This window comes from Seonamhaeicola sp. NFXS20, assembly GCF_049132085.1.
In the GTDB taxonomy this organism is placed as follows: Bacteria; Bacteroidota; Bacteroidia; order Flavobacteriales; family Flavobacteriaceae; genus Seonamhaeicola.
Genome location: NZ_JAFMPU010000005.1, coordinates 1 through 23,208, shown reverse-complemented (window position 1 = coordinate 23,208; position 23,208 = coordinate 1). Strand labels below are relative to the sequence as shown.

At 36.6% G+C, this 23,208-nt stretch carries 23 protein-coding genes; 3 read left to right on the top strand and 20 right to left on the bottom strand.

What is annotated here, in order from left to right:
* The first annotated feature begins 109 nt into the window (after positions 1-109).
* On the top strand, positions 110-589 hold the full coding sequence (locus tag J1D01_RS08835; protein ID WP_372936343.1) for an Lrp/AsnC family transcriptional regulator: 480 nt from the start codon (positions 110-112) through the stop codon (positions 587-589).
* A gap of 376 nt (positions 590-965) precedes the next feature.
* The gene (locus J1D01_RS08830) at positions 966-2,192 is read left to right on the top strand and encodes a phage integrase SAM-like domain-containing protein (protein ID WP_421150585.1); all 1,227 of its coding nucleotides are present in this window, start codon (positions 966-968) and stop codon (positions 2,190-2,192) included.
* Positions 2,193-2,591: 399 nt separating this feature from the next.
* On the opposite strand, the gene J1D01_RS08825 is transcribed toward J1D01_RS08830, so the two are convergent.
* The 15 genes from J1D01_RS08825 to J1D01_RS08755 form a co-directional block, all read right to left on the bottom strand.
* Positions 2,592-3,659, bottom strand: coding sequence for a DUF3137 domain-containing protein (locus J1D01_RS08825; protein WP_421150584.1), 1,068 nt, complete (start codon positions 3,657-3,659; stop codon positions 2,592-2,594).
* 10 nt (positions 3,660-3,669) lie between these two features.
* A complete protein-coding gene (locus J1D01_RS08820) occupies positions 3,670-4,476 on the bottom strand; it encodes a DUF1266 domain-containing protein (protein WP_421150583.1) in 807 nt (268 codons plus the stop codon).
* Positions 4,477-4,479: 3 nt separating this feature from the next.
* The gene (locus tag J1D01_RS08815) at positions 4,480-5,040 is read right to left on the bottom strand and encodes a LemA family protein (protein ID WP_421150582.1); all 561 of its coding nucleotides are present in this window, start codon (positions 5,038-5,040) and stop codon (positions 4,480-4,482) included.
* Positions 5,041-5,058: 18 nt separating this feature from the next.
* Positions 5,059-5,781 (bottom strand): hypothetical protein, encoded by a 723-nt coding sequence (locus J1D01_RS08810; RefSeq protein WP_421150581.1) that lies wholly within the window; start codon positions 5,779-5,781, stop codon positions 5,059-5,061.
* A 2-nt stretch (positions 5,782-5,783) separates the two neighbouring features.
* A complete protein-coding gene (locus J1D01_RS08805; RefSeq protein WP_421150580.1) occupies positions 5,784-7,655 on the bottom strand; it encodes a hypothetical protein in 1,872 nt (623 codons plus the stop codon).
* Positions 7,656-7,665: 10 nt separating this feature from the next.
* Positions 7,666-8,043: a hypothetical protein gene (locus tag J1D01_RS08800; protein ID WP_421150579.1), complete on the bottom strand. Its 378-nt coding sequence runs from the start codon at positions 8,041-8,043 to the stop codon at positions 7,666-7,668.
* Between the two features lie 25 nt (positions 8,044-8,068).
* The gene (locus tag J1D01_RS08795; protein WP_421150578.1) at positions 8,069-9,400 is read right to left on the bottom strand and encodes a hypothetical protein; all 1,332 of its coding nucleotides are present in this window, start codon (positions 9,398-9,400) and stop codon (positions 8,069-8,071) included.
* Positions 9,401-9,408: 8 nt separating this feature from the next.
* Entirely contained in the window at positions 9,409-9,750 is a 342-nt protein-coding gene (locus J1D01_RS08790) for a hypothetical protein (protein WP_421150577.1), read from the bottom strand.
* On the bottom strand, positions 9,751-10,713 hold the full coding sequence (locus tag J1D01_RS08785) for a hypothetical protein (RefSeq protein WP_421150576.1): 963 nt from the start codon (positions 10,711-10,713) through the stop codon (positions 9,751-9,753).
* Positions 10,714-10,919: 206 nt separating this feature from the next.
* Positions 10,920-11,366 (bottom strand): hypothetical protein, encoded by a 447-nt coding sequence (locus J1D01_RS08780; protein WP_421150575.1) that lies wholly within the window; start codon positions 11,364-11,366, stop codon positions 10,920-10,922.
* A gap of 216 nt (positions 11,367-11,582) precedes the next feature.
* Entirely contained in the window at positions 11,583-12,698 is a 1,116-nt protein-coding gene (locus tag J1D01_RS08775; protein WP_421150574.1) for a hypothetical protein, read from the bottom strand.
* Positions 12,699-12,722: 24 nt separating this feature from the next.
* The gene (locus J1D01_RS08770) at positions 12,723-13,787 is read right to left on the bottom strand and encodes a trypsin-like peptidase domain-containing protein (protein WP_421150573.1); all 1,065 of its coding nucleotides are present in this window, start codon (positions 13,785-13,787) and stop codon (positions 12,723-12,725) included.
* A 10-nt stretch (positions 13,788-13,797) separates the two neighbouring features.
* Entirely contained in the window at positions 13,798-15,003 is a 1,206-nt protein-coding gene (locus J1D01_RS08765) for a hypothetical protein (RefSeq protein WP_421150572.1), read from the bottom strand.
* Positions 15,004-15,039: 36 nt separating this feature from the next.
* Complete coding sequence (locus tag J1D01_RS08760) at positions 15,040-15,477, bottom strand: hypothetical protein (RefSeq protein WP_421150571.1); 438 nt, start codon at positions 15,475-15,477, stop codon at positions 15,040-15,042.
* Between the two features lie 19 nt (positions 15,478-15,496).
* A complete protein-coding gene (locus J1D01_RS08755; protein WP_421150570.1) occupies positions 15,497-16,570 on the bottom strand; it encodes a hypothetical protein in 1,074 nt (357 codons plus the stop codon).
* Between the two features lie 439 nt (positions 16,571-17,009).
* Here J1D01_RS08755 and J1D01_RS08750 point away from each other — a divergent pair, with 439 nt between their 5' ends.
* Complete coding sequence (locus J1D01_RS08750; protein WP_421150569.1) at positions 17,010-17,165, top strand: hypothetical protein; 156 nt, start codon at positions 17,010-17,012, stop codon at positions 17,163-17,165.
* Between the two features lie 73 nt (positions 17,166-17,238).
* On the opposite strand, the gene J1D01_RS08745 is transcribed toward J1D01_RS08750, so the two are convergent.
* The 5 genes from J1D01_RS08745 to J1D01_RS08725 form a co-directional block, all read right to left on the bottom strand.
* Positions 17,239-17,799: a hypothetical protein gene (locus J1D01_RS08745; RefSeq protein WP_421150568.1), complete on the bottom strand. Its 561-nt coding sequence runs from the start codon at positions 17,797-17,799 to the stop codon at positions 17,239-17,241.
* A gap of 28 nt (positions 17,800-17,827) precedes the next feature.
* Entirely contained in the window at positions 17,828-17,986 is a 159-nt protein-coding gene (locus tag J1D01_RS08740; protein WP_421150567.1) for a hypothetical protein, read from the bottom strand.
* A 281-nt stretch (positions 17,987-18,267) separates the two neighbouring features.
* Entirely contained in the window at positions 18,268-19,005 is a 738-nt protein-coding gene (locus tag J1D01_RS08735) for a LytR/AlgR family response regulator transcription factor (RefSeq protein ID WP_421150566.1), read from the bottom strand.
* Positions 19,002-21,095, bottom strand: coding sequence for a tetratricopeptide repeat protein (locus J1D01_RS08730; RefSeq protein WP_421150565.1), 2,094 nt, complete (start codon positions 21,093-21,095; stop codon positions 19,002-19,004). Before J1D01_RS08730 ends, J1D01_RS08735 begins: the two co-directional genes overlap by 4 nt.
* Positions 21,096-21,914: 819 nt before the next feature.
* Positions 21,915-22,436: an endonuclease gene (locus tag J1D01_RS08725; RefSeq protein WP_421150564.1), complete on the bottom strand. Its 522-nt coding sequence runs from the start codon at positions 22,434-22,436 to the stop codon at positions 21,915-21,917.
* Between the last annotated feature and the right edge of the window lie 772 nt (positions 22,437-23,208).

Below are 23,208 nucleotides of genomic sequence, written 5' to 3'. Positions count from 1 at the left end.
TTAACAATTATATATACTGTTAAATATCATAAAATAAGTATTTTTATCTTTTTATAAGTTATTTTAAAGTTTTTATCCCTTTTTAAATAAATTTTTAATATTACATAAAGTGAATTTTTCTGCAACAATGGAACGTATTGATGATATTGATCTTAAAATTTTAAGAATTCTACAAAACGATTCTAAAAAAACAACCAAAGAAATTGCTTCTCTTCTTAACCTAACAGCTTCTCCAGTATATGAACGTATAAGAAGATTAGAAAAACATGGTTATATTAAAAAGTACGTGGCATTAATTGATAAAAAACGCATTAACAGACCAATTACAGCTATATGCATGGTCTCATTACGCTATCATAATCAAGGATTTATAGACACCTTTGACAAACAAATTAAATCTTTAAAAGAGGTTCAAGAATGCTATCATATGGCCGGAAAGGTAGATTTCTTTTTAAAAATAAACCTTGAAAGTCTAGATGCTTATCATGAATTTATCAGGTCTAAACTTTCAAAAATTGAGAATATAGGTGTTTTAGAAAGTTACTTTGTTCTAAAAGAAATTTTTAATACAACCGAATACGATTTTTAAAATAAGCTTAAATACTCTAATAAAACAAATCGTGAGTCATTTTATGAGAGGTTGTAAAACTAAAAAAGCTTAAGCAATTGAAAAAAACAATTGATTAAGCTTTACTTTTTGTGCGGGCGGAGAGACTCGAACTCTCACACCTCGCGGCACTAGATCCTAAGTCTAGCGTATATTTGCTCAAAGAAACACAAATCAGTTGATTTTTAGCTAGTTACATTTTTATTGATTTTGTTTATATGCAATTAAAACCACTCAAAATCAATAAATGTTGTACCTATGTTGTACCCAAAAATCTTAGGTTTTTACTATCTTTACAACATATTTTTAATTAAAATGTTGTACCTGATTTGACTTTCGCAATTAAGACAGGACAGCAATGGCAGTTAGAGCTCAAATAACCTTAAGAAAAAAGCCCAACAAACAAGGGCTTTATCCACTCGCCATAAGAATAACAAAAAATCGTCGTTCGACTTACAAGCATATTGGTATCTATATCCAAATTGAAGACTGGGATGACAAAAACAAATCTGTAAACAAACACCACCCCAATTCAAAAGAAATTAATGGACTTATTAAGTCCAAGATTAAGCAAGTAAACAAAGAACTTATTGCATTGCAAACTAAGGATAGGGATGCCACGGCTGTACAAATTAAGAAAGATATTTACAGAGACAGAGCTTCCAAAAAATCGACTTTCTTTGAACTCGCGCAAGAACATTTAGATGAATTAGAAGTATTGAACAAGTTTAATAGACTCTCCTGCGATTCAGCCTATATTGGATATATTTTGAAATTCAACAAGTCTAAACAATTAAGTTTTTCGGAAATTGATGAACGGTTTTTAAAAAAATTCAAGGTATTTCTAATAAAGGAACACAAACTCTGCGAAACCTCAATAATGAACGTTTTCGTTTTAATAAGACTTCTTTACAATAGAGCTATTAAAGCTAGAATTGTAAAAAAGAAACTTTATCCATTTGGTGGTGACCGAATAAAAATTAAATTTCCTGAAAGTGAAAAGACAGGTTTAAATGCAAATGAAATCCTTCGTATAGAGAATCTTAATAACCTCTCATATGGAGAGGTACATACCAGAAATATTTGGCTATATAGCTTCAATTTTGCAGGTGTTCGGGTTTCCGATGTTCTTCGTACAAAATGGGGCGACATAAAAGACGGTAGACTTCAATATAGAATGGGGAAAAATTCAAAATTATTATCATTAAAAATCCCTGAAAAAGTCTACGAAATACTAAAATCCTATGAAAAATATAAAAGACATAACAACGATTTCATATTTCCTGAACTAAAAAAAGCCAACATGAAAGATCCAAAAGATGTCTTTAGAAAAATTAAAACAGCAAATAAAAAATTAAACTATTACCTTAAATCTATTGCAAAGAAGGCTGGAATAAACAAAAAGCTTACCATGCATATTGCCAGACATAGTTTTGGCAACATCGCTGGTGAGACAATACATCCTGTAATGCTCCAAAAACTATATCGTCATAGTGATTTAAAGACTACAATAAATTATCAAGCCAATTTTATGCATAAGGAAGCTGACGATGCCCTTGAAAATGTTATACGCAAGGTTTGTTGAGTATTAAAAAAGTTGGTATATATTATTATAATACGAAAGGATTCGAACCTATTTTTTTAGCCCTCATATTTACTGGGTTTCTCCTTGTTTATGCTTTTATTACTAACCGAATTACAGACCACTTTTGGTAATCTTGCTTCATAGATGTCAAATTTAACTATAAAACATATATGTCAAACTAAACACTAAAATGCGCTGGAATAACTTGAAAGATATTTTTTACACAATGTTCTATATATCAATATTTTAAAAACAAAAAAAACTAATTAACCGAACTCTAAACTGTTATCATAACAATGCATTTAAAGGCAGAACTTATGGGTGTTTTGTAAAGTAAAGTTAATTAGCTTATTTGAACTAAATCCTGAATAGAATCTATTTTAATCAAGAAAATATCATCTACAACCCCAATTCTTCGGAAATCTCCAAGACAGTTTCAATGTCATTAGCCAATTCTTCCACTAGCTTCATACTGTCCAGCTTACCTGATGGGAATGAAAACAGCCCATTCGCATTTTTTACGGCTACATACATTTGTCTATTTTGAAAAGACATCAATATGGGTCGGTCAAATTCTTCTTTTAAAGCAACAATTTTTTCCATGATTGAAGCAGATAGAACATAACGAGCCTCCACTTGGTCGGTACCGTACACCATAAACTTGCTGGTAAATCTTGGGTCTTCCAAATGTATTTCCTGCTCTTCCCTAAAATTAAAACTGGCCAATCGGTCCACTTTTGTCATTTGGTTTTTGGACAATACCACCGTATGGCCGTTTAATTTCTTTTTAAACCGCAACCAACAGAACATACCTCGGAAAGAATAGTTGGTGTTGTCTGCCAATTTTTTGGTTACCATATTCTTGAATACGGTCTGGTACATAACGCCTAACATATTTAGAACGGGAATACGCATTAATATACCCCAAAATTTGTTGGCCACATTGTTTTCCACAATGCCCAAGTCCGTTATGTTTATTTCTGTATCATTGGTTCTCCGTCTAATCTGCCCGTAACTATAAACTGGTGCTTCTTCCTTTATCCAAGGGAATAATTTGCTTTTTACCACTTCATTGGATGGGGCCATTGCTCCTTGGGTAAACTCAACCTGTGGAAACAGCATTTTGACCATTTTAGCAATGGTTTTCTGTTCAATGGTTTTGAATTTTTGAAATGCCCTGGTAAAAAAGATGGTGGTCGGATACAAAAGGACAATCAGCCCCATTATTGGATAGAGGGATGCGTAGGGATTGGTGTGACTGTTCTTGAATACATCCAAAAAAGCCAAAGAAGTATTTTGGAGCATTGGTATGTGTTGTATGCCCAACAATGCAAGCATAAATATGAGGTACACACCGGTAATGCCCCACATGACTCTTTGCAAAAAAAGGGTGCGCTTCTTTTTTTTATAAAGCGTATCCAACACTTTGCTTGTTTCGGAATAGGCCGTTACTATGCGTTCTTGCATTATCTTACTATTATGGCCATTTTATGGTGTTCCACGGACTGTCTGGGCTTTCCAAAACCTGTTTGTAAAGGTGGAATACTTCTTCTTTGTACGTATTGGAATTGGCACTCATATCTATGGCAAAACCAAGGGCAAAGCTTTTTCCAAAATCTTCCCAAGAGGAAAAATGTTGCAAGGCCAATGCTTTGGCAAAATTGATGACCTTCCAGGCTTCTTCCTCAGAAATAATATTGCCGGTATAGGCTTTACGTGCCTGCCCTACCAATACTGTCGCATCATAACCTGCCACACCAAGCTGTAATTCGGAATCAAAAAGGATGATGCCTTTTTGCTTTAAACTGTTTAGGGCTTCTCCAGAACTTAACGTTTTCAAATAACGATGGGCCCGCTCATTACTGCCGAATTTTTGATCCATTAGTTCATCCCATTTTTCTTGAGGTTCGTTTTCAATCATTCCTTGGATAAAATCAAAGTACCATCGGCGACCATCTTTCATAAAATACTCGGTCAAATCCCAATACCCTTCCACGGTATCAATGCCCCAACCTTCCAAATAGGGCTTAACATCTTTGGCAGTGAGAAATGAAAGGGTGTTGGTGTTGGCTTTCCACCATTCGGCTATGGGCGTATACAAGGCTAAGCCAAATAATTGTTCTTGATTGAGTCCACTGTTTGGCGACTTTCTAAATTTTGCCTTCGTCTTTACCGGGGCATCGTATTCTTTCTTTCCAATTTTAAAATAACGAATGGCATAAGAAGCAATAGCGATGGCCAGTATCACATAACCGTACCAGGGTAAGTTTTCGAACATTTGCATGATTTATGAATTTAAAAATTGATTAACGTTGATTTCTTTTTGTTCAGATTTAGGAATTTCCAATAGCGTGCCGGGTTGGTCTTTTCGAATACCCGCGATAATACTTGCGGGAAACATTTCTATGGTATTGTTATAGCTGGTGACCGCCGCATTGTAGGCACGGCGTGCCGCGGATATCTGGTCTTCAATATCAAAAAGTTCACGTTCGATGTTCGTGAATTGCTTGTCGGCCTTTAAATCAGGGTAGTTTTCCACGTTGATGTTCAACCCGCCAATAATATGCGTTAGCTCGTTTGAGGCCTTTATTTTTTCGTTCGCCCCGGAGGCTTTTTCAACAGCACTACGTAGTTCTGTGATCTTTAGCAAGGTTTCCTTTTCATGCGCCAGATATTTGTTGAGCATGGCGATAAGGTTCGGAATCAAATCAAACCTTTTTTTAAGATAAATCTCAATGCTGCCAAAGGCCTGTTTGATTTGATTTTTTTTACCAATTATCCGGTTGTTGACAATAATGCCAGTAAGCCCGATAAGCGCTAGAATTGCAATGGCGATAATGATTTTCATATTACTTTTTTTAAATGGTTATATGCGTAACTGTTGAAATTCCCACTCAAATGGTTTACCCAAAGACTGGATTGTTTTTAAGTGATCTAACTCAAATTTTTGTAAGGCCTCCTTATATTCACGTTCATCGTCCTCATTGCGGGTTTCGGTTATCATTTTCAGTGTTTTATTTTGAAAATCGATGCTATAAGAAGTTCCCTCGTTTAAAACCCTGTTCTCTATGCTTTCTTCATACCCTACCAATTCAAAAGTCTTATTTTGAAACCTGAAAAGGTATTCGTGAGAAGACCATGAAGTGCATTCGCGACATGGCCATATATAGAAATCAATTTGCAAATCTCCATTTGGAAGGATTTGTAACCCTTTAAAAGGCTCGTCCATATTCGGTGTATTTCGGTTGATGATAAACGCGTTGGATTGAAGTACTTTCTTGAATTTTCCATTGCGTTTGCCAAAGTAGATACCCAATACCCTCGGGTTAATGTGTAGGGTATCGCTATCAGAACCGTGCTTATAGACATATTTTTTCTCTATGGGACTTTCGATCGCAAATACGATGTCTTTATAACCGTCTCCGTTTAGATCTCCTGAAGCTTTTGACAAAATTTTATAATTGGTCGGAATTATATTTTGCATTGACCTTCCCTTGGCGGGCAGCTCAGGCAGCATAGATTCACTTTGGGCGTAAAACACCTGAACCAAAAAGAATGCTATCAAAAATGGGATGTTCCTAAAATTCATTTCTAATTTGTTTTCAACGCCAATTCGTTGTTTTGATACACGTAAATGACATTTTTATTGGTCTTAAGCGTGTCTTCTGAACCAGGCTTCAAGATCACTTCATCGGATTTCAGTGCGAAAATGATGGTGTCGTCAATCTCATTTATTTCTACGATTTCGGTCAAATATTTTTCTTCATCACCACCTTCCATATCAAGGGTTCCAATTTGTTTTAGGGTTCCATTTTCAAGAATAAAGGCCTCACCTCCAAATGGATATTCAAATGCCATTTGACAAATAATAATGACTTTGTCCGATGCGCTGCTTTTATAAAAATGGGGCTCAAAAAGATAGAGGTCTCCAACCCCTTTTGATTGGTATACTGTTTTGTTGGATGCATCCAACATTAAAAGCCTATCGCCCCAATCCGTTTCGGTATCTGGGGCTACGGTTCGTCCGTCTTCTGGTTTATAGTTTCCTGCTGCTATTTTGAATGCCTCCAACTGATAGGCATGATCTACATCAAATCTGTCTATGTGAATACCCTCCAATTTTTCTGGATGGTACTCGGAAAATAAAATAGCCTCAGAATCATGTTCGGCATACGTACTTCCATTGAATTTCAGGGTCATTTCTTTCCTCTCAACGGTTTCATTTGATTGGCATTCACCATTTTTATCCGTAAAGTTTTTAGTCTTTGTTATCTTATTGTTGACCAGTATATCATAATAGCCGTTGGATTTTTTTGTGCCGGTCACCAAAGTTTTCCCCTCATGAACAAATTCGCCATTACAATCACCGTCCCACTCCCCGCCATAGTTCATCACACTATAGTTGTGCAACACTTTTTTTAAAGAATCACCGGATTTCACGAATATTGCTAATGTTTTATTGGAGTACGGATTGACCCGTGACATTCCGTAGTAATTCACGTGTATTCCAAAAGCTTTTATTTCTTCAGTAATAGGATACAGGGCCGTGTCAATGATTATTTCCCGCAATTCAACTGCGTCCGATACCCATTGGTTCGACTGTTGGCTTTCAAAGTACTTGTTCATTATTTTTCCAGAACGGTTGTCCGCAATTACAATGTGGCTGTTCAGGTCAAAATATTGCTCGCCTTCATCCACAACTTCTGGGATGACCACAATGCTTTCGTTGGGGTTGTCAGGGTGTTCCAGAGTACTGATCAAATCGGTCTTTGTTTGCACCCAATCCAAATTCAGGTCCGTTAAAACGCCATTGATCAGCGCAAAATTTTTAAAGGAATCGTTCAATTTTTTGACACTTACTTTTTCAATGGTGCCATTACCCCTAATTTCATATTCAATTTCTTCCACTTCTTTGGTGTTGCCCCAAAATATTTTGTTTACCGTTAGTTTGCTTTCGCTAATTCGGGAGACGCTCCTGGACATGCCTTCGGCTATTTCATCGAAAGCTACTTGTTTGTGATCTATGATGTTCCCTTCCGTATCATAATTGATTATAATCGTCTCCATTTCATTATCTCCGTGTTGAATGGTTGTGACAATGGTGTGAAAATTTGTATTCACAGGTATCTTATAGATGGTGATCGCTCTATAATTATGGCCTTCCGAATTAAAATCAGGATAGATTTGATTCAATTTCAAAGCTTCGGCATCTACTTCATCGTAATCGTCTTCATCGATAAAACTGTCAAAATTTGTGTCTTCGATGTGTGGCAATTTTTTAGTTTGGCTGTTGGCAATTACTTCGCCAAAATCTAAATGCACGCTCTTAGGTAAGGTGTCCAATGCCGTTTCAATGATTTCAACGGCGCCTTGGGTTTCGATCTCCGGTTCTTTATCCGTTTTGGGGCCTTGGCCACAGGAGATTATTAGTACTAGTAAGGCTATGTGATATTGAATTTTCATTTAATGACGATTATGGTTTATATAAATCCACTGTTTTTAGTTTTTTATGCTGATCAAAAACTAACTGCAATCCCATGAAATTCGACATCTCATGAGGGTTTACCTTTCTGTTTTTAGGGTGTAGCACATAATAATATTGATTATTAAAGCCATTATATCCACTCTCACCAAGATTAAAGTCTATCGTAAGCTCAGTATTTAGCTTATCCCATGAAATTCCATTACTTCTTCCCATAGCATCGATGACTTTTTGATAGCTCATAATGGTCAATTCACGCTCATATACTGTTTCCTCATATGAATTGATCAGGACATATAAAACGCCAGCCATTATCCCGAAAAGCAACGTCGTGGTTCCTAGAAATACCGTTATTAATTTTAATCGCATTTACTATTTTTTAAAGTTTTACTATTTAATCGATTAATGAGGATTTTACGCTCGCTATCTCAAAATTTTCAGTATCCAGAACTGTTAAAGAATAAGTTTCTGCCAACATTACATTGCCACCCGCACTGCCTCCTTCTTTGGTGACCGTTAGGTATATTGTTTGGGGTTCTTTTGTTCCGTTAATGACCATCTCATTAAAATCGTAATTACTTAACGTAAAACCTTCATCGTCTTTAATACTTAAAACATTATTGGTAAATGTGATTTTAAGGGAATCAAAATTGTCTTGTTTCTTCCATTCTTCCAGTATGTGGTCTTTAAGGGACAAAACAAAGGTTTGAGGGCCAGTATTTTCAACGGCATCAGGATTCATATTGATTTTATCTTCAGATACATCCGATTTTTTTGAATCGACCAAAGCAATATGCTCCGAATCATATTCAAAAACATCGGTCTGTGACAATTGCCATGATTTTGACGCCCGCATATTAATTCCAGTCACTTTATAGCTCACCGTAATTGTTTTTTCGGCTTTATTGTTCTGTATTAGAATCTCATCAAAAGTGGTCTGAATTGTTGCTGTGTTCGGCATCGTGGGACAACTTTCCAGTTTTTTCAGGGAGATAGTATCCTTGGCAAACCATTTTCGTAAAAAGCTGAGCTGCCTGTCGGAACATTGGTGGGCCAAATCCAATGCTGATACTATGCGACACCACAGGACACGTTCCCCTTTTGAATCATAACCCCATTCACATTCGTTACCAATATCATAAGCTACAAAGGCCAAGGCCGCCTTTTCTGGTGGCGTGATATTGTGCAAATAGGATTGGTTGATGACCATAGTACTTACCTCGGCACCCACGGCTTCATCATAGGCTATTTGGCGACTTAAAAATTGTACCGGATGATTGTGAGATGCTATTTTTCTGGCGTTCAAGGCCCTTTCCAAAATCTCAATCTCTTCTTCATCACCGCCCTCAACTAGGCTATCCATTTTCCATTGCACCGCTATCATATCCCCTGGTCTAAAATTGTATTCTTGATTGTTCATCCAATCCCAGGTATATACCAGTGAAATATCTACACCTTTTTTTTTGCCGATCAGAAAGCAGACATCGGCATCGTCGTAATAGTCGCTAAACTCTAGGGTATCAGTATATATTTCATTCAACAATACTGGTTTGTTGGGCCGCAATGCACTTTTAAACTTTGTGGGTTTAATATCGGTTGCTGGTGCGTCAACTTTCTCCTGAATTGTTTCTATTTTCTGAACTTTTATTTTGGGTGTATTTTTCTCGTTAACACCATGGTTACAGGAAAGGAACCAAGGAGAAAGTAGAAGGATTAAGTATTTCATTTCTTATTTTAAATTACGTCAATGACTTTTTCGAGTAAATAATGCACTATGGCAACGAGTATGGTAATCATTAGCAATACCGCCAAACGGATAACCGTCTTTTTGGGATTGTTTTTCAGTTTCTTTCTTAGGTAAAAAATATCTAACAACACAAAGCAGATTGCAATGGCGCTCCCAACCCACAGACCAACTTGAATCATCCCTATATCATAAAATAGATGCAGCAGATAGCCCAATCCTTCTTCGCTTGCCGTATTGGCTCCTAAAACCAAACGCATATAGCCAATGCCTATGAACAATGACAACAGCGTCCAAAATAGATAGGCCAATATGTGTTTTAAAATTCGCATCTATAACATTTCTTTCGTGCAAACAGTGTCTTTTTCAACTTCATCGGGCATCCCCTTTAGTTTCTCAAAAAAATGGGTGTCGGCCATATTTAGTCCTTGCGCTACATCGCATACATAGATAAAAGCATCTTTTTGATTGCTGCTTCGGGTTCTGTAGACCGAATTGGTCAGTATCCAACTATTCTTTTTAAAGGCTATGTGATGGTTGGCCTCGTTTAGTCCGCCATCAGGAAAGGCAGTTTTAATGAAAAAACCATCGGGTTCTGCGACCACATCAACAATTTGGTTGCCTCCATCTTCAGAAAAATTGGTGGTTTTTAAAGCGAATCGGTATTCTTCCCCTTCATTTGTAAAGAGCAATAGTTCGTCTCCTTGATAAGGCCCTGCACTTACTATTTTATCACGTATACCATCGTTGTTGATGTCAATATCCCTGATAAAAAAGTGCTCGTTTTCCATGTAATCGGATAAGGTGAAGGTGCTATTGGTTTGGTCTTCTGGAAATGGGTCCGGATTTTCATTGTCATCAAAAAACGCTGTTTCAAATAAATCCTCTAAAATCTGTTTTTTTGAAGTATTTAAATGTGATGCAAAATCAGCATCAAATTTTGGATGTGGCCCGTCATAGAGAAAGAATAGCACCGATTTTGCCTTTTCGTTACTTAGCTCGTTTATCAAGTAATATTTTTTGTATTCCCTTACATAGTTTAGCACATGATGTTGAAAGTAGTTGACCCCATCTGCTTCCCATTGTCCGTTCTCACAAATACGGATAATATTTTTTTCATAATTAGGGTATTTGTTGGTTCGCAGCAAATAAAACAAGTATTCGATATAATGTATACTGTGTTCGTAAAGTTCATGGGGGGCGTCATTTGGTGTATCCCAGCCAAAATAGCTTTGAAATTGTTTAAAATCCTTAGGAAACTGCCGTAGAAATTCTTCTTCATCCTTGTCTTCCATGGATTTATACAGGTTTAGGATGCTGATATCCGTTGGACTTTTTTCTTGAGCTTCAGCTGGAGCCTCCCATTCGTCCGCGTTTAAGTTTTCTGAAGCTTCCATAAGAAGGGTATTCACCGAATCTTTAGCTTTTTGCTCTTTTTCAACACGCTTGTTCTCCTGGCCACAAGACAGCAATATGAGTGCTATAATTACAACTTGAAACTTCATTTTACACGTTTTGTTTTAGGATAAATACCATTTGAAAAAATATTCTTTAGGCTATCTGCTTTAAAGAATTCACCTTCTTTGAAATAATTGATTTCGCCACAGTATAAGGTTGAATCATTTGGGCATGGGTCATAATAAAACTCTGCCAAGCGGTAATCACGGTACATACCCAGTTCTTCGCTTACAAAGCCCCCAAAATCTTCTTCATGGTCAATAAAATAGCCAGTACCAGCTTCTCCAATAAAACCAAAGGTCATTCCCCCGTATTTATAAAAATAAATCCCATTTTCGCCGGTATACGAAAGTGGTTTTCCGGTTTTATGCTCGGTCTGTAGGTGCACCTTTATTTTTTCTTGTATGGCCTTCTGTACTACGGAATAATCTTTATTCGGATATTTTACCAAATACAAATTGGGATATACGTTTGACTGAATAAACCGCATATCCTTAAAAAAGAAGTGGTGGATTACCAGTCCCGTCGCACCAAATACCAACACGGCCAAAACTGCCCGTATCCGTTTTTTGCTTTTTAAGGTCCACTTGAAAAACCTAAAAGCAAGAATCAACAGCAGAATTGCTACAATAATCAGTATGGCAATGATTAGAATGAACACAACGTTGGTTTATTTTTAATGGTCATATGATTTCATAGCTTCGGGTTAATGCACGTTTTCTTTATCTATCTCAACGGTATACAATGGGTTTTGCATGAAATCTGCATTCTCATGTACAACCCGGATCAAGTACTCGCCCTTTTTTAATTTTTCTCGATATTGACCATGCAATTTTCCCTTTTTGTTGAGGTATTCTTCCATGGTGAAAAAACCATTGTTTTCTAGCACGGAGAAACGGAAATCCATACCCTTTATCTTTGACTTCATACGGATTGAAACTTCGGCATCTTGCTCCAAAAAGAACAAGAAAAATGTGGCATTGGCATAAAAGGCATCGGTAAGGGAAGAATAGGATTGAGGCTCATCAATAGTTACAGCATTAGCGTAAAAAGAGGGCTCCACAAAGTTGATGATTTGATTTTGCCCATTTTTATTAGGTTTTTGATACGAGTACAATCCACCTTTGAACATAAATCTTAAAACGGGATTTTTTTGCTTTAAGTCTATAGCATAGCTGATTTTTGTTGGAGATATGGTTTTGTACCATTGATTGTCGGCATCTAAACCATGAGCATATGATACATGTTCTAGGCAAGCATTTTTAGTATTGATTTCGATTGGATAAACTCCTTCCAACACATAGTCTATATTTCGAAAGTCTTTTAGTTTTTCGTTGATTTTTTCTTGTGTTTCGCCTTGAAACATATAAAAACGGGTGATAAATCGTCCGTTTTTCTTAAAAACCCAATTCTCGACACCCATCTCGTTTTGAATTCCAAAATGGATAAACTTTCCTTTTTCTGCTTTATAAAGGGGGTTTAGGTCTGCTGTTCGGTTGGAGCAGCCCGCGCATTCCGCTTGAAAAAAATTTGCTAAAATTGATGTTGTCTTTCTCCAATCGTCTAAAAGCACTATTTCTTTTTCTTCAAGCAAATCAGAAAATGATTTTAATCCATTATCATTCGTGATTTCTTGAAATGGATATAGTACGGAATCCAAAGTCTTAAAAACCACTTTTTCTCTAGAAGTTGGCACTAATGCCTTACATGAAACAAATAATAGGGCAATGAACAGCATAGCACCAAACTTTATTAAGAATGTGCCATGCTGTGAAATATTATATTGTAGAACCATTAATCCTTTTAAGTTTACCTGTTTCATGTGATATGTTAGACTTAGGAAGCACTATTTACTATAATGCGTCATTTCTGCTCCAAAATCGTTCACGAATATATTGTCGAGTTCATCCGCTTTGGTGGCAAGCTGGGCTAGACACTCCAGAGTTTCATTTTTATGGTCGGAATACAAATCGCTGATATGGATGCGGTACGATAAATAGATCTGATTATCGGAAATTGACAATCGATGCGGGCCCATATCCGCAGTTAGGATGTACTCATAAATCTCGGCCAGATTTTTACGGGGCAAGTCGTTTAGGGGAGAGGTGGCGAATAGATAATTGTTGTCATAAACGAATATGCGTATCTCTGCACTGCCTTGGTGAAAATACCAACGCTCCCTGCCAGACCTAGCCAAAACGGGATTAATACTCAATTTAGTGATGGCCTCCTCTACCTTTAGGCTAAAGTCAGAAAGGATCATTTCTTCGAATAACTTTTCGTCTATATTTGCACCACAATTGGGGCAGTAATCGGTCTTTTCTTCAATAAGCCCCCCACAGTTGGGACATCCTAGGGTAAAGGAATCCGATAAATCATTTACAATTTGTAATTCTTCCCGAAGGGTTTCCATGGGAATGGCAAAACCCATATTGTCGGCATCGGAAAATTTTGAGGTCACAATCCCCATTAACTCCCCTTTTTCATTGATTACCGGCCCTCCGCTATTTCCAGGATTGATGGCGGCGTCCGTTTGAATGTAATAGCGGCCACCTATACTTTGGCGCGGATTTGAAACAATACCTTCGGTTACCGTAAACGGCATACCGTAGGGATAGCCCAAGACGATCACCTTATCTCTTGAATTTGATTCTGTCTGATGTTTAATCACCACCGTTTCAATAGGTTTTGGAAGGTCGTTAGCTCGCAAAAACGCAATGTCCTTTCCCGGATTTACATAAAGTACTTGGGTCAAGTACCTGTTTTTATCTTTCCCTTCCAGGCTAACGGTATGACAACCCGCCACAACGTGGTAGTTTGTGATGATAATATCATCTTCTTTATTGTAAAAACCTGTGCCCGTGCCGTTTGAAGTATTTACTTTAAATACCGAACTTTCTATATTCTTCATGATTCCTTGCTTAATTGGTTTTAAAATTTGCCATGATCTTTTGCATGGCCGCCATGGATTGCTGCATTTGTTCGCCCATAAGTTTTGTAAGGTCCATACCGTAATCGGCACCCATAAACGTATCTTCCATGATGGTTTGCATGCCCTTTAAAAGAATGGGGGCCGCTTGGCTCCATGGCAAATCACTGGCTTGTGATAGGGCGTCGGTAATCGGTTTGCTGATTTCTTCGTTCACCAAATTGTAAAAGAACATATTGTAAAAACAGGACTGTATAAGATTAGAAGCATCCTCGAATCTGGAATTGGAGATCATTTCCTGCGCTTCTTCATAATTTTCTTGCCAGTTTTCTCTGATATTTTCCTTTTTTCCGCTGTATTTATAGGGAATAAAGGTTTCTGTCTGATAGAGGTCGGCCATGAATTGCTCCTTAGGGAGTTCTTTCAATTTTTCCAAGGCCAATTTTCCATTCAGCAATCGGTCATGAAATGGTAGCCTACCATCAAAAAGTCCGTCTATCGCCTTTTCCAATAGGGTACGTATATACCCTTGGGGCTCTGCATGGAACTCTATCTTTTTTAAGGTGATGTTCAACATGTACCATGCATTGTTTCCATGCCGTTTTTCCATGTACCGGTCAAATCGTTGTAGGCCATCCCCCAAAATTTTTAGATAATTATCGTAAGCTTCCTGTTTGCTGTTTTCTGGAAAAGGGGTTGTTTTTGGCTCTTGTATGTGGGTTGCACCAAATTTTTCTATAAACTCGTCGTCATAGCTATCTGCGTAATAGCATATTTCCCGAAGCACCCCATAGATTTTGTACGGTTCACAAAGACTTATCGGGCATGAAAAAGAAAAATACACCAAATGACCATCTAAAACTATATTGGTCAAATTGAGCGGATACATTCTGAGTTCTGCCAATTTTCGCATCATGGGTACTTTTTTGGCATTTTTTATGTTCAAAAAAGGGCATTTGATCAACAGCTCATCAGTTGTTTGGGTAATGGATACCACTACCGACCCATGGGGTATTTCGTAGGTGTCACCTTTTTTTTTACCGGAAAGATGATTCCCAACATAATCCAGCAGGGTAGGCACTACCTCGTTATATTGTTTACTGTTAAAAAGAGCTACTGCCTCGTCCCATTTTTCATCCTGCCTTGTCGATGATTTTTTAAGATGTATTGGTGGAAAATAATTGTTGCTTTTATCCATTATTGTTATGTAATTAATTGGATTACATTATTGATTTTAGGCTGCTAAACTTTTAATTTTGCCCTCCAATTCCTCAAAGGCTTGCTGCTGCGATTTTACCAAGACGGCCTGCTTTAGGGCTCCAGTAATCACGTCTAAGATGCTTCTGCGAGCCTTTACACTTTTTCCGAAATAGGCATGCATTAGTTTATTGGGAATGATATGGTTTACTTTCACCGTGTTTTCATTCACAAAAAGTAACTTAACAGCGTGCATGCCACTTTTTTTAAGTACAATACATTGTGCCATTTGACCGCTGGTGTCTGTACGTTGTTCCCAAACATCATATTCTTTTGAACACTCAAAACCGGATTCTTTTTTTAAGACTTCATAGAGTTCATCTAAAGAATTGTATGGTTGTTTTATTTGAATTAAGTTCTCCATTGGTTGTATGATTTTGGTTATAAATGAAAAACCACAGATGGTTTTGACCATCTGTGGCGGTAGTTTGTTTTTAAAAGTCCGTAAAAGACCGGATTGGCAATACGGTGAAATTTGCAGTATTTTTAGGAAGGGCTATGGGAGCACTGCCCCCTAAAAAAGCTATATAAGCATCATTTGCATTAACTTCTGTAGAAGTCCATACTGTACTAAAAAGGGCGCTTCCTCCATTGGCGAGTATCGTTGGTGCAATGTAATCGTCGTAGTTTATCGCTATTTCATTGAATTCATCCACACTTGGTAAAAACCAATCATCATAACCATTCCAATCTAAATTGGAAATAGATAATGCGGCAGATGGAATACAACCTGCAGCTATAATTGCCTCAGAATTGGTTTCTCCTGTTCCGATACCAGCTCCAGAAGCCCCTGTTAGTGTACCTGAACAACCCCAGGCGTTAACGGTTAAACTTGAAATTGCACAAACCAAGCCTTCACTATTGTTACTTGCAGGGTCTATCCAAAAAATAACACCACCATACTTGAATTCCCCAATCTCGTTCAAGTCATTAAGTTCTACGAACGCATTGGCAGAAACTGTTTCGGTACCATTGCTTACCGAAATGGTGGCCAACATATTGGGGTTGGTTTCAAAATCGAAAAGGGTTTCATCCGCTACGTACAATTCACCTGTATTTGGATCTATCGTAAATGCACCAGCCGGATTCTGGAAGGTAATGGTATAGGTTACATTTGAGCCACTGGCCTGTAAGGTTCCTACAACATCGCCATTGGAAGGGTTTTCATCAATGGTCAAATCCGTATTTGTGGCAGATACTTCATCTACATCGTTTAGATTGATGGTGGCCGTGGCCGTAACTGTTTCTGCACCATCTGTCACCGAAATCTCTGCTGTAATCACGGGGTTCGTCTCAAAATCGAATAGGTTGGGATCAATTACCGTTAATTCTCCCGTAGCAGCATCAATGGCCATGGCGCCCATGGGTGATTGCGAGGTAAATGAAAACGCTAAAGTACTGTTACTGTTGGCCTGTACAGTTCCTAAAACCTGTCCATCCGTTGGGTTTTCATCAATAGAGACCGTAAAGTCTTGGGCCGTTACTTCAATTACATTCTCAAGATTCACGGTTACGGTTACCGGATTATCGGCATCTTCAATAGAAACGGTCGCTGTCAGTACAGGATTGGTTTCAAAGTCGAATAGCGAAGCATCTAATACGGTAAGTTCACCCGAATTGAAATCAATATCCATAGTGCCGCTCGGTGTCTGGGACGTGATGGCAAAGCCCGAAGCATTGCCAATGGTCTGTATACTACCGATAGCTTGCCCTTCGGCAGGATTTTCATCTATGGTCACCTCTAAATTCTGACCGGAAACCTCATTCACATTATTCAGGTTTATAGTAATGCTTGCCGAATTTTCTGCATTGTCTGCGGTAACGGTTGCCGTAATCGTAGGATGGGTCTCGAAATCGAATAAGGTCGCATCGGCTACAGTAAGTTCACCAGTAGAACCGTCAATATTCAAAGCTCCCGTAGGTGCTTGTGAGACGATATTAAAATTTGTGGCGGAAACATCGGTTTGTACGGTGCCCACGGAATCACCTTCTTGGGGATTTTCATCTAGGCTTACCTCTAAATCGGACAGTGTTACGGTTACAACTCCATCATCATCATTGTTGCAGGCAACACTTAGAAAAAGTACACTTACGGCTAAGTAAATAGTTTTAAGTTTATTGTTCATGATTATTTTGGTTAAATAAATTAATTTAATTGAGGAATAGGTTCGGAATTTTAGTAGTCCATTTCAATTAATGAACCGTCTATTTTGTATGAAAAAGAAAAAGAAGTCCCCCCATTTTCAGGTTGCAGTTTTACGATGTATTGAGCATCACTCACATCACCGTTCTTTGGGTATTTGACAAAAGCCATTTCAAGTCGGGGGTTCTCGATGTCTTTCTCGGCCTTTAATTGCTCACTCGATTTTTCAACGAGTGCTCCTAATTTCCCAAGACTGATTTTTTCACCCAATTGAAACATAAAATCTGCCGCCTTGGTACCCTCTGGTATTTCCAAGGTTACTTCGGAAGTTTGGTTCCAGTTGCCCAATGAGTAGGTCCATTGCCTCATTTTTAAAGATTCAGGGGCATCGGTTACCGTGGTCGAAATGCTATTACCGATGGATTCATTGTAAATGATAGTCAAATCCGTATAGTAAGCACTATCTCCAAATTCACTTTTCATTTCTTTCTCAATGCCCGCAAAGCCATCGGCGTTGGCAGGCTGTTTTGCCATGTTTCCTCCGCAGGAAACCAGCGTTATTACTATCATTAAAATTATTGGGTGTATTTTCATTTTTATGCTTTTTTATGTTGATTGACTATTACTCTTCTGCTCTTCCAAATAGAAAAAACATCGCACCACCTGCTAGAATCAATACTACCCTGAGCACCCATCCTATGGTACTGCCCCAACTATCTATCCAAGCAAGTAATCTGATGTTGTAATCAAAAATTGACAAAAGAGCAGAAATTAGGCTCATAGCTGCAAGTACAAGGCCTCCTTGGCCTAGTTTGGATTTGATGTTTTCCATTAATATTTGATATTAATATTTCTTGATAAGCACCATTGGAAAAGTGTGATTTTCGAAGCGGGCTTAAGTAAGAAATGGTTTGGTCAGGGTAAAGATGGGGCAATGGCATTTCCTATGAAATAGCCAATCTATTTTCGTAAACCGAGAATTATTATTCGTGCGAAGTAAGGGAATATGCGTTTTGGAGAGATGGCTATTTCTGTTGATCTTAATCATTGGAACAATATTTCTCAATGACTATTGTATTTCAAAAAAGTGGTTATAAAAGCTTCCTTTTTTCGGGAGGAAACAGGAATTTTTTGACCATTCTTTAAATAGATGATGCCCGACTTATCGTATTTGTCTATGAATTTCAAGTTTACCATGAAAGACTGGTGGGGCCTGGTGAAATTGACTTTTTCAAGTTTCTCCTCGTATTCCTTTAATGGTTTGGAAGCCACGTATTTTTTATTATTGGCCAAGTAGAATGTGGTATACCCCTTGTCGGATTCACAGTACAATAATTCTTGCAGGTTTATGACCTGAAAACTGTCGCTAAGCGAAAGAACCAGAGTAGCATCATCTTGATACCAAACTTTTTTTGCCGTATTTATTTGCTCTTTTTGTTCAGTAAAAGGTAAGGTCTTTATCTTTTTTAAGGCCAAATCCAATTCTTCAACGTCAACAGGTTTTAAAAGATAATCTACGGCTCCGGCCTTAAGTGCCTTCAAAGCATATTCTTCATAGGCGGTAATGAATATGGTTTTGAAGCTAAGGTGCCCGGTTTGTTCTAGAAAGTCGAATCCAGTACCATCGGTGAGATTTATATCCAGAAATATCAATTCTGGTTTACAGGCATTCGAGACCACAACGGCCTCCTTGACCGTAGCACATTCACCTATGATTTCTATATTGGTTTCAACCGTTTCCAAAAGATTTATCAAGCCTTTTCTAATATAGGCTTTGTCCTCAACGATAAGTGCTTTCATGAATTCTTTATTATTTTATAGGGAATGATCAAAGTAACTTTGGTTCCTTGCTCATTATATTTTTTTCTATCCTCGACAAATACGGATCCTGGCATGTTGAAATCTTTGGCCAAAAGGTTTAGCCGCTCACTGGTAATGGTGGTGGCCAACGACTTCTTTTTTTTATTTGTTTTTTGGAGCATGGCATCTATTCCAACACCGTTGTCTGTTATGGTACAGCTTAACTTTTGATTCTTGAAACTAAGGTGAATCTCTATTTCGCATTGTTCTTGGTCATTGGTAAAGGCATGTTCTATAACATTTTCGATAAAAGGCTGAATTAACATTGGCGGAACCAAAAAGAGATTGATATTTATGTTTTCATCCACCACCAAACTATAGTCATAAGGTGTATTGGCGTCCATATTTTGTAAGATCATATAATTGTCTATGGCATCCAATTCTTGAATGAGGGGAACTATTTTATCCCTTGAATTTTCTAGAACAAGTCGTAATAGTTTAGAGAACTTTGATAGATAGGTAATTGATTTTTTCTCTTCTTTGTTCAAGATCATGCCCTGCAAGACTGAAAGCGAATTAAATATAAAATGTGGAGTCATTTGCGAGCGCAACAACCTTTGTTCGGTAATAATATTTTGGTTTTTTACTTTAACGTTCTTGTATTTTTGATAGAATACCAAAGAACCGGACAGGATAGAGATAACCAAAATGCCGATAACGGCCCAAAGATAATTTTGTTTGGTCTTTGCAAGGTCTTGTGAAGTGCTCATTACCGTTTTAGTAAGTTTTAATTCGCGTATACTAGCAGAATCCAATGCCTGCTTGTATTTGTATTCGTATTCCAACTGGGCAATTTTTTCGATATTTTCCTTATTAAAGAGGCTGTCGTTCAATAATTTGAATTGCTGATGACTTTCAAGGGCTTTTTTATAGTTCCCCTTTGCGTTATATATGGTTGCCATTGTTTTGTATACCAATATTTGCTGAGGCAGAAGTTCTAGTTCATTTGCTATTTTTTTTCCTTTCTCGGCGTGTATTAGAGCATTAGAATAATTTTTGAGAGAAACATACGTTTTTGCCAATCCAATATGGGCATGGCAGCTATAAATCTTATCTCCAATAGATTCACTTATCTCTAAACAAGCTTTATAATGTTTCAAAGCATTTATAGGTTGATCCATTAAAAAGTATAAATCCCCAAGTTGAAAATTACCCCCACTTAATTCTGTTTTATCATTGATTTCTTTGCTAAGGTTTATAGATTTTGTCATATACAACAAGGCGTTTTCAAAATCTTTTAAATCTGCATAAACCGCACCCTTATTGATTAATGTTCTGGAAATCTGTTTCTTATCATCTAATTCCCTATAAATATTTAGCGCAATATCTAGATAATCAAGTGTTTTATCGTACTGTTTCAATTCATAATAAACCGCACTTATGTTATAAGAAGAAACGGCAATATCTTCCTTGTTATCATTTGTAGTATGTATACTCAAACATTTATTAAAATAAGCTAGAGCTTCTGTATACCTACCTTGATTAAGGCAAATAGCACCAATGTTATTTAAAATGTCCAAGTTTAACTTTTCCTCCCCTAATTGTTCACTTATATTAGCTGCTTTTTTAAACAGGTCGATAGCTTCATCAAAATTTCCTTTTCTGTACCTGGAGGCTCCAATATGATTATACATATTTGCTTGAACTAATGAGTCACCATTTTTAAGGCTTAGTTCAAGTACTGTCTTATAAAAGTCGGTAGCCTTATCAAATTTACCGTTTAAGTATGCTATTTTTCCCAAAGACGTATAGGAAGCATAAATACAATCTGGATCCTTCAGTTCCTTGCATATTTCGAAGGCTTTAAGCGTATAGTTTTCGGCATTATCTCGTTCTCCGTTTCTTAAAGCATTATTGCTCAATCTTAGTAGACTATTTGCAGCTCCCTTTTTGTAATTAAGCTCTTTAGCCAAATCATAGGCTTCTTGAGCTTTTCCGTTGGATTGGTTTATATCTGATGTAGAATAACTTTTAGAAAGATCGATTAACAAATTAACTTTTACAGTATCTTTTTTGGTATGAAGTGCCAATTCTTTCTTTAAGCTGTCTATTTTGATGTCCTGCGCCCTTATTACGCTTGTGATTAGCAAAAAAACGAGAACAAAAGTTTGATGATTCCAATAAATCGACGTAATTCTATTGATCCCTATGTTGGCTATTTTACATAAGAAATGCATAATTAAAATGATAAAAAATTTGATACGGATGGTTTACTCATTTTCTTATTGGTTAAAAGACTTGACTTAAAGCAAAATACGGGTTTTTAATCTCCTCCAAAAAATATAAGCGTAATTTTCTTGGTGGTGGACTACTATAATCCATATAAGTAATGTTTGAATAAATATTTGCAAGGACAGGATGTTTATTTGTTTAGTAACATGAAATCTATAAATTCTGAAACTTAATCAAATCTTGAACTAATTGCTTCATTCAAATTATAGCTAACGATTTTTTATATTGATTTATTAATTTAAAGAGAACTAAAACGGCCTTCAAGTTAATGTCTTATTACACGTACTAGTCTTCTTTTCTTCTTAACTGTTGCATAGAACCAATTGGAATACTAGGTTACCAGAGCCCGTTAAAGGAAATAGTTTATGCTACATAATTTAAATATCTAAATATAAAAGTATTAAAAATTATGAAGAAGTAGTAGGTATCGATGTATCTAAAAAAAAAACAATAGACGTAAGTTGCCACTTAGCAATGCAACACCGTGTTTTTACTAATGATGTTAAGGGGTATCAATCCATGTTAAATTGGGTAGTTAAGCAAACCAAAGGCGTTTCTGTTTTTTACTGTTTTGGGAATACGGGAAATTATTCTTTAAAACTTGCGAGTTACTTAAGTTATAAAGGTGCTGTTATTGTAGAGTTACCATTACCTGATGTATATACTCTGTTATTTCTTGAAGAATTCATTTGTGAATCTGAAGCGTGTAAATTATGTACATCTGTACCTGCACTGGGATAACTTGTGTCTAAACTTGGGTTTGCTAATGATTTTGCAAAAACGTGTTCTCTATTCCACAAACCTATACATGAGTTTGAGGTACAATTTAAGTCTTTACTACGTGTTCTATCTGTTTTATAGGTATTATCTAAATCATCATAACCATAAACTAAAAGCACATTTTGATTATTTGAAGGGTTTAAATCTACTGTTTTAATAATATCCCAAGCATCTGTAGAAGCACTTGTATATGGTAATTGGTTTGTATATGTTGCTATTATTAATGTATTTATTTGATTTTTAAGAGCATCATCGGTTTGAGAGAAATCTATATTGCTGTAATAAGTAGGTATTTGGGCACTTACTATTACTGAAAAAAATAATACTAAAATAGAACTATATAGCCTTAATAAACGCATAAATAAAAATAAGATTTGGGTGCGAGTAAAGTTAAGCAAATACTATAATTAAGGGGGATTATCTCTTAAAAAATAGGTTTTGTTTTTTATTGAGCGTTGGATGAAGTGTTTGTATGGGTAGCGTTTTAAATAGTTGTTTGGTGAAACAGCATTTAAACAAGCTACTTATACAGGACTTTTGCCAATAGCTTATTGCTTTTTTGACCTCTCGACTGGGGCTAGAGACAGGGTGAATGAGAAAAAGCAATGTGCTATGGCGTATTACTAAACTTTTTTAAAATATTCAAAATCCTCATCATTTTTTATTTCTTTTTATAAGTCTTTTATACCTTTCCTTTTTTACAGAATGCTATTAAAAACTTTTTCTCCTAATTTGCTATTTTGCAATACCTTAATTCAGTATGAAATATTAATACTAAATCGTTTTTTCAAAAACATCCCAAAGTTGATTTGTTATGTCTTCTGTTTCTTTAATTTTGAACTAGCATTTTGAATTAATCCCTCCACGAGTCTAAATAAAAGAAAGCAATTTTTATGTATTGAACAGACATAAGGTACATTCAACTTTTATCGGGACACAATTCAACTAAAACTACAGAAATCTATACCCATGTAGCAAAAAGCAGTTTTAATTTTATAAAAACCCATTTGATTTGTAAGAAAAATAATTATATTTACTGAGATAAATATAATGTAGATAAACACAATTGTGTTTATTCAACTGTTGTGGTGCAATAGTTCATTTCGCAAGGACAATTTTTTCGGATTGTTA